This is a genomic window from Catenulispora pinistramenti, from assembly GCF_018274385.1.
Taxonomy (GTDB): domain Bacteria; phylum Actinomycetota; class Actinomycetes; order Streptomycetales; family Catenulisporaceae; genus Catenulispora; species Catenulispora pinistramenti.
In genome coordinates this window covers 1-14,760 of sequence record NZ_JAAFYZ010000126.1, presented here as the reverse complement: position 1 = coordinate 14,760, position 14,760 = coordinate 1, and the positions used below count along the sequence as shown (strand labels likewise).

15 protein-coding genes are annotated in these 14,760 nt (G+C 68.6%); 1 reads left to right on the top strand and 14 read right to left on the bottom strand.

The window, feature by feature from the left end; all coding sequences use genetic code 11:
• The first annotated feature begins 78 nt into the window (after positions 1-78).
• Positions 79-1,407, top strand: a complete 1,329-nt coding sequence (locus KGQ19_RS29865) for a hypothetical protein (protein WP_212015081.1) — start codon at positions 79-81, stop codon at positions 1,405-1,407.
• Positions 1,408-1,485: 78 nt separating this feature from the next.
• Here the strand turns inward: KGQ19_RS29865 and KGQ19_RS29860 are convergent, their stop codons facing one another.
• From KGQ19_RS29860 to KGQ19_RS29795, 14 genes are all read right to left on the bottom strand, one after another.
• Positions 1,486-2,085, bottom strand: a complete 600-nt coding sequence (locus KGQ19_RS29860; RefSeq protein WP_212015079.1) for a cob(I)yrinic acid a,c-diamide adenosyltransferase — start codon at positions 2,083-2,085, stop codon at positions 1,486-1,488.
• Between the two features lie 27 nt (positions 2,086-2,112).
• Positions 2,113-2,559: a DUF2550 domain-containing protein gene (locus tag KGQ19_RS29855; protein WP_212015077.1), complete on the bottom strand. Its 447-nt coding sequence runs from the start codon at positions 2,557-2,559 to the stop codon at positions 2,113-2,115.
• A 57-nt stretch (positions 2,560-2,616) separates the two neighbouring features.
• On the bottom strand, positions 2,617-3,069 hold the full coding sequence (locus tag KGQ19_RS29850; RefSeq protein WP_212015075.1) for a F0F1 ATP synthase subunit epsilon: 453 nt from the start codon (positions 3,067-3,069) through the stop codon (positions 2,617-2,619).
• Complete coding sequence (gene atpD, locus KGQ19_RS29845) at positions 3,066-4,505, bottom strand: F0F1 ATP synthase subunit beta (protein ID WP_212015073.1); 1,440 nt, start codon at positions 4,503-4,505, stop codon at positions 3,066-3,068. Before atpD ends, KGQ19_RS29850 begins: the two co-directional genes overlap by 4 nt.
• A 1-nt stretch (position 4,506) precedes the next feature.
• A complete protein-coding gene (locus tag KGQ19_RS29840; RefSeq protein WP_212015071.1) occupies positions 4,507-5,418 on the bottom strand; it encodes a F0F1 ATP synthase subunit gamma in 912 nt (303 codons plus the stop codon).
• A 51-nt stretch (positions 5,419-5,469) separates the two neighbouring features.
• Positions 5,470-7,104, bottom strand: a complete 1,635-nt coding sequence (gene atpA / locus KGQ19_RS29835; RefSeq protein WP_212015068.1) for a F0F1 ATP synthase subunit alpha — start codon at positions 7,102-7,104, stop codon at positions 5,470-5,472.
• A gap of 202 nt (positions 7,105-7,306) precedes the next feature.
• Entirely contained in the window at positions 7,307-8,122 is an 816-nt protein-coding gene (locus tag KGQ19_RS29830; RefSeq protein WP_212015066.1) for a F0F1 ATP synthase subunit delta, read from the bottom strand.
• On the bottom strand, positions 8,122-8,697 hold the full coding sequence (locus tag KGQ19_RS29825; RefSeq protein ID WP_212015064.1) for a F0F1 ATP synthase subunit B: 576 nt from the start codon (positions 8,695-8,697) through the stop codon (positions 8,122-8,124). Before KGQ19_RS29825 ends, KGQ19_RS29830 begins: the two co-directional genes overlap by 1 nt.
• A gap of 41 nt (positions 8,698-8,738) precedes the next feature.
• Positions 8,739-8,990, bottom strand: a complete 252-nt coding sequence (atpE, locus tag KGQ19_RS29820) for an ATP synthase F0 subunit C (protein WP_194895006.1) — start codon at positions 8,988-8,990, stop codon at positions 8,739-8,741.
• Positions 8,991-9,131: 141 nt separating this feature from the next.
• Positions 9,132-9,968, bottom strand: a complete 837-nt coding sequence (atpB, locus tag KGQ19_RS29815; RefSeq protein WP_212015062.1) for a F0F1 ATP synthase subunit A — start codon at positions 9,966-9,968, stop codon at positions 9,132-9,134.
• Positions 9,969-10,101: 133 nt separating this feature from the next.
• The gene (locus KGQ19_RS29810) at positions 10,102-10,425 is read right to left on the bottom strand and encodes an AtpZ/AtpI family protein (protein ID WP_212015054.1); all 324 of its coding nucleotides are present in this window, start codon (positions 10,423-10,425) and stop codon (positions 10,102-10,104) included.
• Between the two features lie 336 nt (positions 10,426-10,761).
• The gene (locus KGQ19_RS29805) at positions 10,762-11,241 is read right to left on the bottom strand and encodes a Cg1360 family ATP-synthase-associated protein (protein WP_212015052.1); all 480 of its coding nucleotides are present in this window, start codon (positions 11,239-11,241) and stop codon (positions 10,762-10,764) included.
• A 278-nt stretch (positions 11,242-11,519) separates the two neighbouring features.
• Positions 11,520-12,869: a glycosyltransferase family 4 protein gene (locus tag KGQ19_RS29800; RefSeq protein WP_194895012.1), complete on the bottom strand. Its 1,350-nt coding sequence runs from the start codon at positions 12,867-12,869 to the stop codon at positions 11,520-11,522.
• A 147-nt stretch (positions 12,870-13,016) separates the two neighbouring features.
• On the bottom strand, positions 13,017-14,760 hold a 1,744-nt coding region (locus KGQ19_RS29795; protein WP_212015050.1), incomplete at its 5' end, for an arabinofuranosyltransferase AftB family protein.

The following is a 14,760-nucleotide window of genomic DNA, read 5'->3' as shown; positions in this document are numbered from 1 at the left end:
ATCCTGGCACACTCCACTACCGCCTCCGCGTGACCGGCAGGCAACCTGCGGCTTTCGATTCGCGTCTTCGTAGTCGCCATGGACACCTGGGACAACGCGCAGCCTGACCGTGATCGGATGATCGGCGGTGCTTCGGCGACGCCTGGAGCGGGGGCGGGAGGCGGCTCCGGGCCGGAGTCGACCGAGCCGACCGAACTGCCAGAGCTGCCAGAACTGCGGGAGCCGTCAGAGCTGCCAGAACCGCGGAAGCTGCCAGAGCCGTCAGAGCCGCCAGGGCCGTCAGAGCTCCCGGAATTGCACGAACTCCTGCGGAGCGTCGCCGCCGGGGCCGTCCCGGTCCCGCAGGGCGACCTGTTCCCGAAGGTGATGGCCCGAGCCACCCGGATCCGTCGGCGGCGCCGGGCGATACGGGCCTCGTCGGCGACCGCGGTGCTGGTCGTGGCGGCCGTGCTCGGCCCGTCGGTGGCCTCGGAGCTGGGGATGCGCGGGGGCGACGCCTCGGCCGCCCCGCCGCCGTCCGCGATCGTGGATCTGACCAGCGCCTACCCGGCGTCGACGGCGACCGAGAGCCCGGTGGCGACGGTGGCGCCGACGGTCCCGCAGAACGCTTTGTCGTGGCCGAGCCGCGGGGCGACGCTGCCGGCGCAGGCTTTGGACGTCGCCAAGTCGTACCTGGTGGACCAGGCCAAGCGGGCGGACTCGGCGACCGGGGCGGATCCGACATCCGTTCCGACGGCCCTTCCGACATCCGTCCCGGCGTCCGTTCCGACCGCCACTGTCTCGACCCTGTGGGCACAGGTCGACGAGGACACCGCGGCTCCGGCGTCCGTCGAGCACGGGGTGGCCTCGAAAGTGGTCACGCCGACTCCGATCAAGACCTGGCTCTACGTGATGCAGGGCTGGACGACCCCGGCCGACGGCACGCCGTCGCAAGCCCAATTGCTGGTCGGGGACTACACGCAGACGGGCAAGACGTCGAGCATGTCGGTGTACACGGCGCCGGTGGCGTTCTCCCACACGTGGCCGGGATCCAGCGCCGACTCCGACGACGCGCAGCAGATCGCGGAGCTGTCGGTGTGGCTGCCGCAGAGCAACCGGCTGGTGGTCCTCGGCGCGCCGCAGACGAAGACCGTGCTGTACGCGCGGACCGGCGGGAACCTGATCCCGCAGAAGACGGTCGACGGGGTGGCGGTGTTCCCGCGGACCCAGCATCTGGTGAAGGGGCACTTTGCCGATGTGATCCAGGTCCGGGACGCGAAGAACGTCGCGTTGACGCCGCCGGATGCCTGGAGTGCCGGGGACTTCCAGCTGACCGGGCCGGAGAGCCTGTGGAAGAGCGGTGGAGCCGGGTGGGTGGCGCTGGCGGCGCGGCCTGAGGCCGCGGCGCCGTCCAGCGCCTCGAAGTAGCGGCGACCAGCGCCTGACTACCGCTTCCTACCGCTTCCCCGACTACCGCTTCCCGCGCGACTACCGCTTCCCGCGCGACTACCGCTCTCCGCCTGGAACCCACAGCACGTCGCCGTCCCCGCCGTGCGAATCCGTGTTCGCCACCCGCGCCAAGATGAACAGCAGGTCCGACAGCCGGTTCAAGTACTTCACAGCCAGCGGGTTGACCCCGTCGCCGTACTCCTCGACGGCCGCCCAAGCGCTCCGCTCCGCCCGCCGCACAACCGTCCGCGCCACATGCAACTGCGCCGCTACGACCGTGCCGCCGTTGAGGATGAAGGAGCGCAGCTTCTCCAGCGTCTCGTTCCACTCATCGCACGCCGCCTCCAGCCGCTCCACGTACTCCGGCTCGATGCGCAGCGGCGGGAACTCGGGGTTCTCGGCCGGCGGCGTGCTCAGGTCGGCACCGAGGTCGAAGAGCTCGTTCTGGACGCGCAGCAGCAGGGCCCTGATCCCGTCGTGGAGCATGCCCAGGTCGTTGCGGGCGAAGGCGACGGCCAGTCCGATCGCCGCGTTGGCCTCGTCCACGTCGGCGTAAGCCGCCAACCGCGGGTCGGTCTTGCGGACCCGGCTCAGGTCGCCGAGGGCGGTCGTGCCGTCGTCGCCGGTGCGGGTGTAGATGCGGGTCAGGTTCACCATGGGTGCCACGGTAGCCGGTCCCACGCCTCAACTCACCCGCGAGATGTCCCACCCGGGCGGCGCCGCCTCCACCCACGTCAGAAAAGCCATCATCGACTCCGTCGACATGGCCAGTTCCACCGCCTTGCCCCCGGCCGAGCACTCCAGCACCGCCCAGCCCGGTAACAGCGTCCGGGTCTCCTCCCCCGCGGCGTCGCGGCGCCCCACCACGTCGAACCCCCGCCGAGCCAGGCTCGTGCGGGGGCGGGGGTTGTAGCTGAAGACGCGGTAGAGGTCCACTGTGAGGTCGCGGTAGCGGCCTACTGCGAAGGACCAGCCGGTGGCGTCGCCGGGGGCCGGGACCGGGCCGAAGCGGACGGCACAGTCGAAGGCCCCGCCGCCCCGGCGGATCAGGTGGCGGCGCATCGGGATGAAGGCGACGGCCAGACAGATCACGACAAAGACGACGGCCAGGACCTCGACAGCGCTGAGCATTTACGCAAGCTCCTCACTGTCGAGTCCCGGCCGCATCTAGGTGTACCTCAGTGCCCCTCAGTGTCCCGCGCCGGCGCCCACGGAGGCGTCGCCGGCGGCCCGCAGTTGGGCCTCGGCGAAGCGCATGTCCGCTTCGGCCTGCTCGCGCGCGGCGAAGTCGTCGCCGGCCGCGGCCTCGGCCTCGCGCGCGGCGGCGGCCAGGTCGCGGGCGGCCTGGACGTCGATCTCGGACGGGAGCAGGACGCTCTCGGCCAGGATCGACACGTCGTCGCGGGCCACGGACAGGAAGCCGCCGGAGACGACCGCCTCCAGCACGCCTTCCTCGGTACCGCGGACGGTCACGACGGAGGGCACCAGGATGGACAGGATCGGCTGGTGGCCGGGCAGCACGCCGGCGTCGCCCTCGGTGGTGCGGGCGACGACCATCTCGGCCGTGCCCTGCCACACCTTGCGGTCGGCCGCCACCAGCGAGACGTTCAGCCGGCGCGAACCGGCGTGCGACTCGCTCATGCCCGCTCCAGCTCCTTGGCCTTCTTCTCCAGGTCCTCCAGGCCACCGCACATGAAGAACGCCTGCTCCGGCACGTGGTCGTACTTGCCGTCGGCGATCGCGGTGAAGGCGGCGATGGTCTCGTCCAGCGGGACGAAGGAGCCGTCGATGCCGGTGAAGATCTTCGCCACGAAGGTGTTCTGCGACAGGAAGCGCTCGATGCGCCGTGCGCGCTGCACGGTGACCTTGTCTTCCTCGGAGAGCTCGTCGATGCCGAGGATCGCGATGATGTCCTGCAGGTCCTTGTACTTCTGCAGGATGCTCTTGATACGCATCGCGGTCTCGTAGTGCGCGGCCGAGATGTAGCGGGGGTCCAGGATGCGGGACGTGGAGTCCAGCGGGTCCACCGCGGGGTAGATGCCCTTCTGGGTGATCGGACGGCTCAGCACCGTCGTCGCGTCCAGGTGGGTGAAGGTGGTGTGCGGGGCCGGGTCGGTGATGTCGTCCGCGGGGACGTAGATCGCCTGGACCGAGGTGATCGAGTGGCCCTTGGTCGAGGTGATGCGCTCCTGCAGCTGGCCCATCTCGTCGGCCAGCGTCGGCTGGTACCCCACCGCGGAGGGCATGCGGCCCAGCAGGGTCGACACCTCCGAGCCGGCCTGGGTGAACCGGAAGATGTTGTCGATGAACAGCAGCACGTCCTGCTTCTGCACGTCGCGGAAGTACTCCGCCATCGTCAGGGCGGACAGGGCCACGCGCAGACGGGTGCCCGGGGGCTCGTCCATCTGGCCGTAGACCAGCGCGGTCTTCTCGATGACGTTGGTCTCGGTCATCTCCGCGATCAGGTCGTTGCCCTCACGCGTGCGCTCACCGACACCGGCGAACACCGACACACCGCCGAAGTTCTCGGCGACGCGGTAGATGAGCTCCTGGATCAGCACGGTCTTGCCGACACCGGCGCCGCCGAACAGGCCGATCTTGCCGCCGTTCACATACGGCGTCAGCAGGTCCACGACCTTGATGCCGGTGGTGAACATCTCGGTCTTGGAGTCCAGCTCGTCGAAGGAGGGCGCCTTGCGGTGGATGCCCCAGCGCGTCTCGGCGTGGAACTCCTCGCCGTCCTTGAGGTTGAGCACCTCACCGGTCACGTCGAACACGTGGCCCAGGGTCACGTTGCCGACCGGCACGGTGATCGGGCCGCCGGTGTTGATCACCTCGGCGCCGCGGACCAGGCCGTCGGTCGGCTTCAGCGCGATGGCGCGGACCATGCCGTCGCCGATGTGCTGAGCGACCTCCAGGGTCAGGGTCCGGGTCTCCCCGAGGAACGGGTAGTCGATGGTGAGCGCGTTCTGCAGCTCGGGCATGCCGTCGACGGGGAACTCCACGTCGACGACCGGGCCGATGATGCGCGCGACGCGGCCGACGGCCAGCGTCGTGGTCTCAGTGGTCGCAGTCATTTCAGTCACTTCCCACATTCGCGTCGGCCAGCGCGTTGGCGCCGCCCACGATTTCACTGATTTCCTGGGTGATGTCGGCCTGCCGGGCCGCGTTCGCCAACCGGGTGAGGTTGTCGATGAGGTCCGAGGCGTTGTCGGTCGCGGACTTCATCGCGCGGCGCCGGGCCGCGTGCTCGGAGGCCGCCGACTGGAGCATGGCGTTGTAGATGCGTGCGCGCACGTAGTGCGGCAGCAGCTCGTCCAGCACCCGCTCCGGGGACGGCTCGAACTCGTACAGCGGGAACGCCCCGCCGGCCGGGGGCTCGGTGGTCTCCTCGTACTGCAGCGGCAGGATCCGGACCGTGGTCGGCTGCTGCGACAGCATCGAGATGAACCGGGTCGAGACCAGGTGGATCTCGTCGAGCCCGTTCTCCTCCAGGAACGCCCCGATCACCTCGTCGGCGACCGTGCGGGCGTCCGGGTACGCGGGGTTGTCGGAGAACCCGACCCACGTGCCGGCCATCGGCCGGTCGCGGAAGGCGTTGTAGGACACGCCCTTGCGGCCCACCACGTAGCGGACCGGCTCCTTGCCCTGCTCGCGCAGCAACTGCATCAGCTGCTCGGCTTCCCGCAGGACGTTGGAGTTGTAGCCGCCGGCGAACCCGCGGTCGCTGGTGATCACGACGACCGCGGCCTTCGGCCGGGTGCCCGGCTGCGGCTCGCGCTCGGTGGTCAGCGCGTGCGAGGCGTTGGAGCGCGACGCGACCGCCGAGACGGCGCGCGTGATCTCCTCCGCGTACGGCGTGGAGGCTGCGACCTTCTGCTGCGCCTTCACGATGCGGGCCGTGGCGATCAGTTCCTGGGCCCGGGTGATCTGCTTGGTCGCCTTCACCGACGCGATGCGGCGCCGGTAGACCCGAAGCTGGCCTGCCATGTCAGTTCACCCCTTTCCGGACTCGAATGCTCACGTTGTCGGACACCGCGATCAGACCTTGTGCTTGGTGATCGTGGCCTGGCCGACGTTGTCCTCGTCCATGGCCTCGACCTTGCCCTGGTCGGCCAGCAGCGTGCCGTCGCCGAGCTCGAAGCCGCGCTTGAACTGCGCGACCGCGTCCTTGAACGCCGAGACCGTGTCGTCGGAGAGCTGACCGGTCTCCCGGACCGTCGCCAGGACGCCCTCGTGGCTGGTCTTCAGGAACGAGATGAACTCGCTCTCGAAACGCCGCACGTCGGACACCGGCACATCGTCGATCGAGCCGGAGGTACCGATCCAGATCGCGGCCACCTGGTCCTCGACCGGGTACGGCGTGTACTGACCCTGCTTCAGGATCTCGACCATGCGCTGACCACGGGCCAGCTGCGCCTTGGACGCGTCGTCCAGGTCCGAGGCGAAAGCCGCGAACGCCTCCAGGTCACGGAACTGCGCCAACTCCACACGCAGCGAACCGGACACCGAACGCATCGCCCGCACCTGCGCCGAACCACCCACGCGGGACACCGAGGTACCCACGTTGATCGCCGGACGCACACCGGAGTTGAACAGGTCCGTCTCGAAGAAGACCTGGCCGTCGGTGATGGAGATGACGTTGGTCGGAATGAACGCCGAGATGTCGTTCGCCTTGGTCTCGATGACCGGCAGACCGGTCATGGAGCCGGCACCCATCTCGTCGGACAGCTTCGCGCAACGCTCCAGCAGACGCGAGTGCAAGTAGAAGACGTCACCGGGGTAGGCCTCGCGCCCCGGCGGGCGACGCAGCAGCAGCGACATCGACCGGTAGGCCTCAGCCTGCTTGGTGAGGTCGTCGAAGACGATCAGCACGTGCTTGGAGTCGTACATCCAGTGCTGGCCGATGGCCGAGCCGGTGTAGGGCGCCAGGTACTTGAAACCGGCCGGGTCCGAGGCGGGGGCGGCGACGATGGTCGTGTACTTCATCGCGCCGGCCTCCTCCAACGCGCCCTTGACGGCCGCGATGGTGGAACCCTTCTGGCCGATGGCGACGTAGATGCAGCGGACCTGCTTCTTCGGGTCGCCCGACTCCCAGTTCTGCTTCTGGTTGATGATCGTGTCCACGGCCACCGCGGTCTTGCCGGTCTGCCGGTCGCCGATGATCAGCTGACGCTGGCCACGGCCGATCGGGGTCATCGAGTCGATCGCCTTGATACCGGTCTGCAGCGGCTCCTTGACCGACTGCCGGGCCATCACACCGGGAGCCTGGAGCTCCAGGATGCGGGTGCCCTCGGCCTCGATCGGGCCCAGGCCGTCGATCGGCTCACCCAGCGGGTTCACCACCCGGCCCATGAAGTTGTCGCCGACCGGGGTGGACAGGATCTCGCCGGTACGCGCGACCCGCTGCCCCTCCTCGATGCCCTCGTAGTCGCCCAGGACCACGACGCCGATCTCGCGCACGTCCAGGTTCAGGGCGATGCCCAGGGTGCCGTCCTCGAACTTCAGCAGCTCGTTGGTCATGGCCGAGGGCAGGCCCTCGACCTTGGCGATGCCGTCACCGATCTCGGTCACGGTGCCGACTTCGTCCTTCGACGCCTCGGGCGCCTCGTAGGAAGCGACAAAGCGCTCCAACGCGTCCCGGATCTCCTCCGGACGGATCGTGAGCTCCGTCATGAGTATTCCTGCTCTCCTAGATTCATCCGGGCCGGGCAACGGCGGGCCCCTGTTCGATCCAGGGATTCCGCCCGCCGCCACCACCCGCAGGTCGTTTCTGGTGGGTACTGCTGTTGTGAGTCAGCGCTGTGTGCTGCCCTGTACTTCTTGTACGACGCTAAGCCTTGACGCCGAGCGCCGCTGTGTTCACGCCCCGGCCCGCTCAGCCGGCCAGCTGCCGCTGCGCCCGGGCCAGCCGGGTACCGACGGTGCCGTCGATGACCTCGTCGCCGACCCGCACCGACAGCCCGCCCAGCACCGCCGGGTCCAGATCCACGTTCAGGTGGACCTGCTGCCCGTACAGCCGCTTGAGCACCGCGGCCAGCCGGTCGCGCTGCTGCTCGGTCAACGGGACCGCCGCGGTGACATAGGCGATCAGCCGCTCGCGGCGCGCGGCCGCCTCCTTGCCGATCTCGGTCAGCCCCGCGCTCACCGACCGGCCGCGCGGGTGCGCCACCAGTCGGCCCACCAGACGGTAGGTCGTCGGATCGACCTTGCCGGACAGCAGTCCGTCGGCCAGCGCGACCCGCTTGTCGGCCGCGACCCGGCCGTCGGCCAGGGCCAGCGCCAGGGCGCCGTTGGAGTCCAGCACCCGGCTGAGCCGGAACAGCTCGTCCTCGACGTCGTCGAGCTTGCCGTCCCGCTCGGCCACGGCCAGATCGGCCCGGACCGCCAGGTAGGCGATGGCGTCGGCGAGGTCGCGCGGGGAGCTCCAGCGGGACCGGACCAGCCCGGCCACCAGGGCGGCGGCATCGGCGCTGATCTTGCCGGCCAGCAGCGAGGTGGCGATGTCCGCACGCACCTGGGCCGGCCGGGCCGGGTCGGTGAGCATGCGGCGCAGCGTGGCTTCCTTACCGAGGACCACCGCCACGGCCGACAGGTCGTCGGCGATGCCGGTGATGTCCGCGCCGGACGCCGAGGTGAGCGCGTCCAGCCGGTCGGTCCCGGCCGCCAGCGCCTCGCGGCTGGCGCCGTGCATCAGGCACCCGCCTTCGCGGTGGTCGCGGCGTTCGATCCGGAAGCCGCGTCGGCCTTGGCCTCCAGCTCGCTCAGGAACCGGTCGACGGTCCCGCGCTGGCGGGCCTCGTCCTCCAGCGACTCGCCGACGATCTTGCTCGCCAGCTGGATCGCCAGGGAGCCCAGGTCGCCCTTGAGCGCGGCGCGGGTCGCCGTGGCGTCCGCGTCGAGCTGGGTCCGGCCGCTGGCCACCAGATTGTCGCGCTGCTCCTGACCCTCGCCCCGCATCTGGGCCACGATCGCGGCGCCCTGTTCGCGGGCGTCCTGAGTGATCTTGGCGGCCTGGTGCCGGGCCTCGGTCAGGTTGCGCTGGTACTCCTCCTGGAGCGCGGCGGCGGCAGCCTGGGCCTCCTTGGCCCGCTCCAAGCCGCCCTCGATGGAGTCGGTGCGCTCATCCAGGGTCTTCTTGATGCTCGGCAGGAGCTTCTTCCAGAAGATCGTGAAGATGATCAGGAACGCGATCGTGCCGATGACGAGCTCGTCGCCCTTGGGCGCGATCGGGCTGAAAGTCCCGGCGAGAACCGTAGTGTTGGGCATTTCCTACCTTCCCTAGGTCCGTAGGGGCTGGGGACGGCGCTTTACTTGTTCAGTACGAACGGGGCGATGAACCCGAGCAGGGCCAGCGCCTCGGTCAGCGCGAAGCCGATGAACATGTTGGTGCGGATCATGCCGGCAGCCTCGGGCTGACGGGCCATGGCCTGCACGCCGTTGCCGAAGATCAGACCGACGCCGATACCCGGGCCGATGGCCGACAGACCGTACCCGATGTAGCCAATGCCCTTGATCGTGACGTTCGAGTCCGCGGCGAGGGTGGTCAGAGCAGCGCTCATGTCTCTCGTTTTCCTTCTGGTTGGCCGGCGGGCACTGTGCCAACCGGTCGCTTATAGGTCATGCGGGATCTTGAGTTGTGTTACTGCCGCGCCCCCTTGGGGAACAAGGAAGCGCCCGTCTTCGTCAGTACCTGTGTGGTACTAGTGCGCTTCCTCGAGTGCGCCGGCGAGGTAGCTCGCGGTCAGCATCACGAAGATGTAGGCCTGCAGGGCCTGGATGAACAGCTCGAAGCCGGTCATCACGATGGCCATGGTGAAGGACGCGCCGGAGAAGAAGATCCCCTTGACGCTGAACATGTACCAGGCGCCGGCGGCGAAGGTGGCGACGAGCAGGTGGCCGGCGAACATGTTCGCGAACAACCGGATCGCCAGGGTGAACGGCCGCACGAGGATGTTCGACAGCAGCTCGATCGGGGTCAGGATGAACAGGATGCCCAGCGGCACGCCGCTCGGCACGCCCAGGACCCGGAAGTAGCCCAGGCCGTGCCGCTTGAAGCCGGCGTACATGTAGGTCAGCCAGACCATCGCGGCCAGGGCCGCCGGGAACGCGATGACCGAGCTCACCGGGAACTGGATGCCCGGCACGAACGACATGACGTTCATCAGCCAGACGAAGAAGAAAAGGGAGAACAGGAACGGAACGTACTTGTCGCCCTTGGCACCCATGGAGTCGCGCGCGATCCGGTCGCGCACGAACAGATAGGCCACCTCGCCGACGTTCTGCACGCCGCGCGGCACTTCCTTCGGCTTGTTGAACGCGGCCCAGAAGAAGGCGAGCATCACGACTGTGATCAGGACGACCAGCAGTACGGGCTTGGTGACGCCGTAGGTACCGATGTGGAACCAAGGGCGGTTGGAGAAGTCGAAGTCATCCGCACCGGGGGCGACGTTGTTGAAACCACAGCCGTTCTTCCCGAACAGGTGACAGCTGCTGTCCGTGCTCAGCGCGCCCACACCGGCGGCAAGGCTAAGGCTCATCGTGTGTATCCAGACTGGCTCATCGTGACGGCAACCTTCAGGTGTCGGCGCGTCCGGGTCGCCCCCGGGCGCGCGATCGGCACTGGATGTGTCGTGGCAATCGGTATCGCGGGTCGTTCTGGCACTGCGGGTCCTACAAGTCCTGCGGATCCTGCGAGTCGTGCTGCTCTGGCGGGTCGTCGGTGCCGACCAGGGCTCGCCGCTTGCGGAGCAGCGCCTCGCGTTCCTGCCGCTCCAACACCGACACCTGCCGGAAGGTGAGGAACAGGCCCGCTGCGAGCCCGAAGATCACCCCGATCGGTGCGAACACGTTGGAGGTTCCGGCCCACTTGTCGACGAGCCAACCGAGGCCGCCGTAGAGGACCATTCCCGCCAACAGGTAGCCCGAGATCGAGGCCGGATCGACCTTCTTCTGCGGCTTCCCGGTGGGGGATTTCGTCTTGTGTGTACTGCTCATGCTGCTCATGCCGCCTCGGACGATAGCAGGAGAGATGACCTTCCCTGAAACCCAGCTGAGAAGGCGTGAGCGGCACGCTGGAATGCGTTAGGAACTCGTGATGCGGCCTGGTCCGATTCCGAACAGAGGGCGGGGGAGGCGTCAGCTCCGGCCAGTCACACTGCCCGGTTCCGGCAGTGAGCAGGGGAGGCTTGAGTTCCGGCCAGTCGCACTGCCCGGTTCCGGCAGTGAGCAGGGGAGGCTTGAGTTCCGGCCAGTCGCACTGCCCGGTTCCGGCAGTGAGCAGGGGAGGCTTGAGTTCCGGCCGACAGGCCGGTTTATGGGCGGTCATGGTGCTTACCGGCCGCCGATGGGCGACGGTTCGGACTCGGCGGTGCTCTCGGGGCGCTCGGGCGCCACGGGCTTCAGGGAGTCCGGGATCGCGGAGGGGTCCGCGTAGAAGATCTTCGTCTTGAGCACTGCGCGCGTCTCGGCGGCCAGCCACACCAGGGTCAGGCCCAGGATCGTGAATCCGAAGGACCGGAAGTGGAACAGCGTGGTGTGTTTGAACGCGATCATCAGCACGGCCAGGAAGACGACCTTGCCGAGATAGGTGAGCATCGCGTAGCCGAGCAGCATCTCCGGCTGCTTCTGGGCGACCTTGCTGATGATGACGATCGTCACCGAGAAGAAGGCCAGCACGATGACGCTGCCGAGCAACGCCCCGATGAGGCCTTTGCTGCCGACCAGCACGGCGCAGAGCACGACGGCGACCGCGCCGGCAGCAGCGGTGGGTACCGCTGCTCCGCGCAACAATCGGGCGTCAATGGCCTGCATGGCTTCCCTCAAGAAGTCTTGTAGGTCGAGCAGTACCGGGGGTCCGGCACCGCGTCGTGTCGGTTCGGGTTACGGGGGCGGTTCGGTTCTCTCACAACACCCTCATCCCCTTGTTCGTGAAAGCTATCACAAGCTCGCCTTCTACGCACGAACCGGTTTTCGTAAGCGCCTCGACCAGTGTTTTTGCCGATCCGCTCCGTCAGAGTGCGTACTTTTCCACCTGGGAGAACGCCGGCGGGGTGGACACGAGGCGACAGCAAGGGAGATGCCGGGTGTGATCAACGCGACAGCGTGCGCTGGCGCAGTCCGCCGTCGGGATCGGCGATATCGGTGCCGTCGGCGGCGTTCTCCGTTGATTTCGCTATGCCCGGGATGGCCGCCTCGACCGCCGAACCCTGCGAAACGGCGCCCTCGGCACCGTTACCGCCGGCACTCGCGCGGTGCCGCGCGGTGGGCGGGGAGCCGACCCGCAGGGCCTTGTCCCGCAGCCGATCCCGGTGGTCGCCGAGCCGGGGTCCCAGCAGCAACACCAGACCCACCAGCGTCATCCCTATCGCCAGGTAGACGATGGGCTGCCGGGACGGCGTCACCGCGAACAGCACCGTGACGAACGCGACCAGCAACGACCAGAAGTACATGATGAGTACCGCGCGGCGCGGGGAGTGCCCGATCTGCAACATCCGGTGATGCAGGTGGCCCTTGTCGGCGGCCAGCGGGGACATCCCGGCCTTGGTACGCCGCACCACCGCCATCACCATGTCGGCGATCGGCAGCAGGGTCACCGAGACCGGCATGATCAGCGGCAGGTACGCCGGCACCAGCTTGTGCACCGAACTGGTCTGGTTGACCGTCTCGTTGATCTCGGTACCCAGCTGGTAGGGGTCGATACCGCCCATGATGGTGATGGAGCTGGCGGCCAGCAGCATGCCCAGCAGCATCGAACCGGTGTCGCCCATGAACATCCGGGCCGGGGACCAGTTGTGGGCCAGGAAGCCCAGGCAGATCCCGACGGTGACGATGGAGATCAGCGCCGGGGCGGTGGCACCGGTGAGCTTGTAGCTGATGGCCAGCCGGTAGCAGTAGGCGAAGGAGGCCAGCCCGGCGATGCAGGTGATGCCGGCGGCCAGGCCGTCCAGGCCGTCGACGAAGTTCACCGCGTTCATCAGGGCCAGCACCAGGAACACGGACAGCACGATGGACAGCGTCGGGTCCACGGCCACGATGCCGATGCCGGGGATCACCAGCCAGCTGATCTGGATCCCCTTCACCACCATCACCGAGGCGGCGAAGATCTGGCCGGCGAACTTGGTCAGCGGGTCCAGCTCGAACTTGTCGTCCACCATGCCCAGCACCACCACCAGGAACGCGCCCCACAGCAGGGCCTGGATGGTGCTGGACTGGCCGTAGACGTTGCGCTCCAGCATCGGGAAGTGCTCGGCGGCGGTCAGCGCGGCGGCCAGCCCGACGAACATCGCCAGCCCGCCGACCCGCGGCGTCGGCGTCTTGTGCGCGTCCCGCTCCCGGATCTCCGGGACCAACCCCAGCCGGATCGCCAGCGCCCGCACCGGGCCGCCGAGAAGGAGCGTCACCGCCAGTGCCACCGTCATGGCGAGCAGGTACTCCCTCACGGGATCCTCTCCGCTTCTCTCGCTGTGCTGCTGGGACCGGGTAAGGCGGGGCGCCGATCGTCCCGTGCTCGGGTGTCACCGCTGTCGCGAGTCAACCCTACGCCGAGTGGCGGCAGGCGGTGCGTCACAACTGTGGAACGGACGCGCTCATCCGCAGAACTTCTTCTCCGCGGCGAACGGGTCGGCCGGGACGACCAGGGCGGTCCGGTCCATCGCTCCGGTGAGGTTGCTCCAGAACCGGCCGGGGGTCATGGGCTGTCTGGTCGAATCCAGCAGCTCCTTCAGCGAACCGCAGCTCATCGCGTGCCTCGCGGCCCGGACCTGGTCCGGGGTGGTGCCGTCCAGCACCACCTTGGTGTCCACGACCGCCGGATCGCCGTATTCGGCGAGGATCCAGGCCCACGGCAACTCCTTCTCGTGTCCGGGCCGCCCGGGCGTGGTGACCGTCAGGTGCGCGCCGAGCGGGTTCGCCAACCCCAGCGTGTCGACCACCTCGTCGCTCAGCGGCGTCTCGGCGCCGGCCGCGCCGAGCCGCCCGGCCGCCACGGCGAAGGAGTACGGCAGGCTCGGGTCGAGCGGGACGTCGATCCCGCCCTCGGAGGTCAGGACGCGCTGGCCGTGCGCGGCCCACGAAGCGATCGCTTCGCCGATTCCCCGCTCCCGGTTGGTGTATGCCGCCGAGGTGTCCGGATTGGTCCGTCCGGTCCACTGTTGGTAGCCGAGGCGCTCGTCTTCGGAGATGGCGTGCTTCTGGTCGTAGAAGTGGACCGAGTACGTCGCACCGCTGTACGCGGCCCAGACCGCGGTCGCGGTGACGGCCGGGACCAGGACCGCCGTCACCGGGACCAGGAAGACGGGGAGCACGAGGAGGAAGACGACGGGCAGGACCATGCGCGCGTGCATGAAGTCACCGCCGACCTTCACCACATAAAGGCCGAGCACCAGACCGGCGACGACCGGCGTCGCCAGCAGGATCGTGGTGCTGCGGGTCTTCAGGGCGCTCTTCTTCATGAGATGAGCGATGACGGCGATGAGCAGGATCGCCAACGGAATCCAGAGAAAGTAGCCCTTTAGCGTTTCCTCCACATAGCGCCATCCGCGGTTCCACTGCGAGCGGCTGGCGGACTTCGCCAGGGCCGGGAGCGGAACCAGCTCGCCGTAATAGCCGGCGCGGAAGACTTCGTAGAGGAGCGGAAGGGCTTCCGCCGTAACGAAAAGCAGGACGGTACGGCGCAGGCCGGGACGGATGAGGAACCACGCCGCGACGCCGAAGACCGCTTCCAGGAGCGCGAACTCGGGGCGGACCAGCGGGGCCAGACCCAGGTAGAACGCGATCGCGTACTGACGCTTGGTCCCGGGCGACTCGGCGCACCAGGCGACGAGGAGCAGCCAGGACAGGCCCAGCCACAGGATTTCGAGGCCGGTCTCCAGGCCGGAGGTCGCGTAGTCCCAGAACGGCGATACGCCGAGGAGGACCAGCGCACCGCCGGGGAGCAGCAGCTGGCGCGGTCGCGCGCTGAGCCGCGCATGGAGCCGGGCGGTCGCGAACAGGGCCGCGAGCACTCCCCCGATGGCGCACAGCAGGCCGCCGAAGACGGCCACCCGGGCCACGTCGATGCCCGAGCTACCACCGATGGTGAGCAGCACGGTCCACAGGGTGGAGGTGTCGGTCTCGGCGCGCTCGTGGGGCGAATAGAGCGGGCCGTTGCCGGCCAAAATCTGGCGCACGGTGCGGACGGCGATCATGCCGTCGTCGGCTATCCAGCGGCGCCGGTAGGCCAGGGCGGCGTAGGTGAGGGTGGTCGCCGCGATGAGGACGAGGGTGACGGGGTGGTAGCGGCGCTGGATGGCGCCGACCGCGCGGACCGGGTTGACGGTGTCGAGGAGGGGG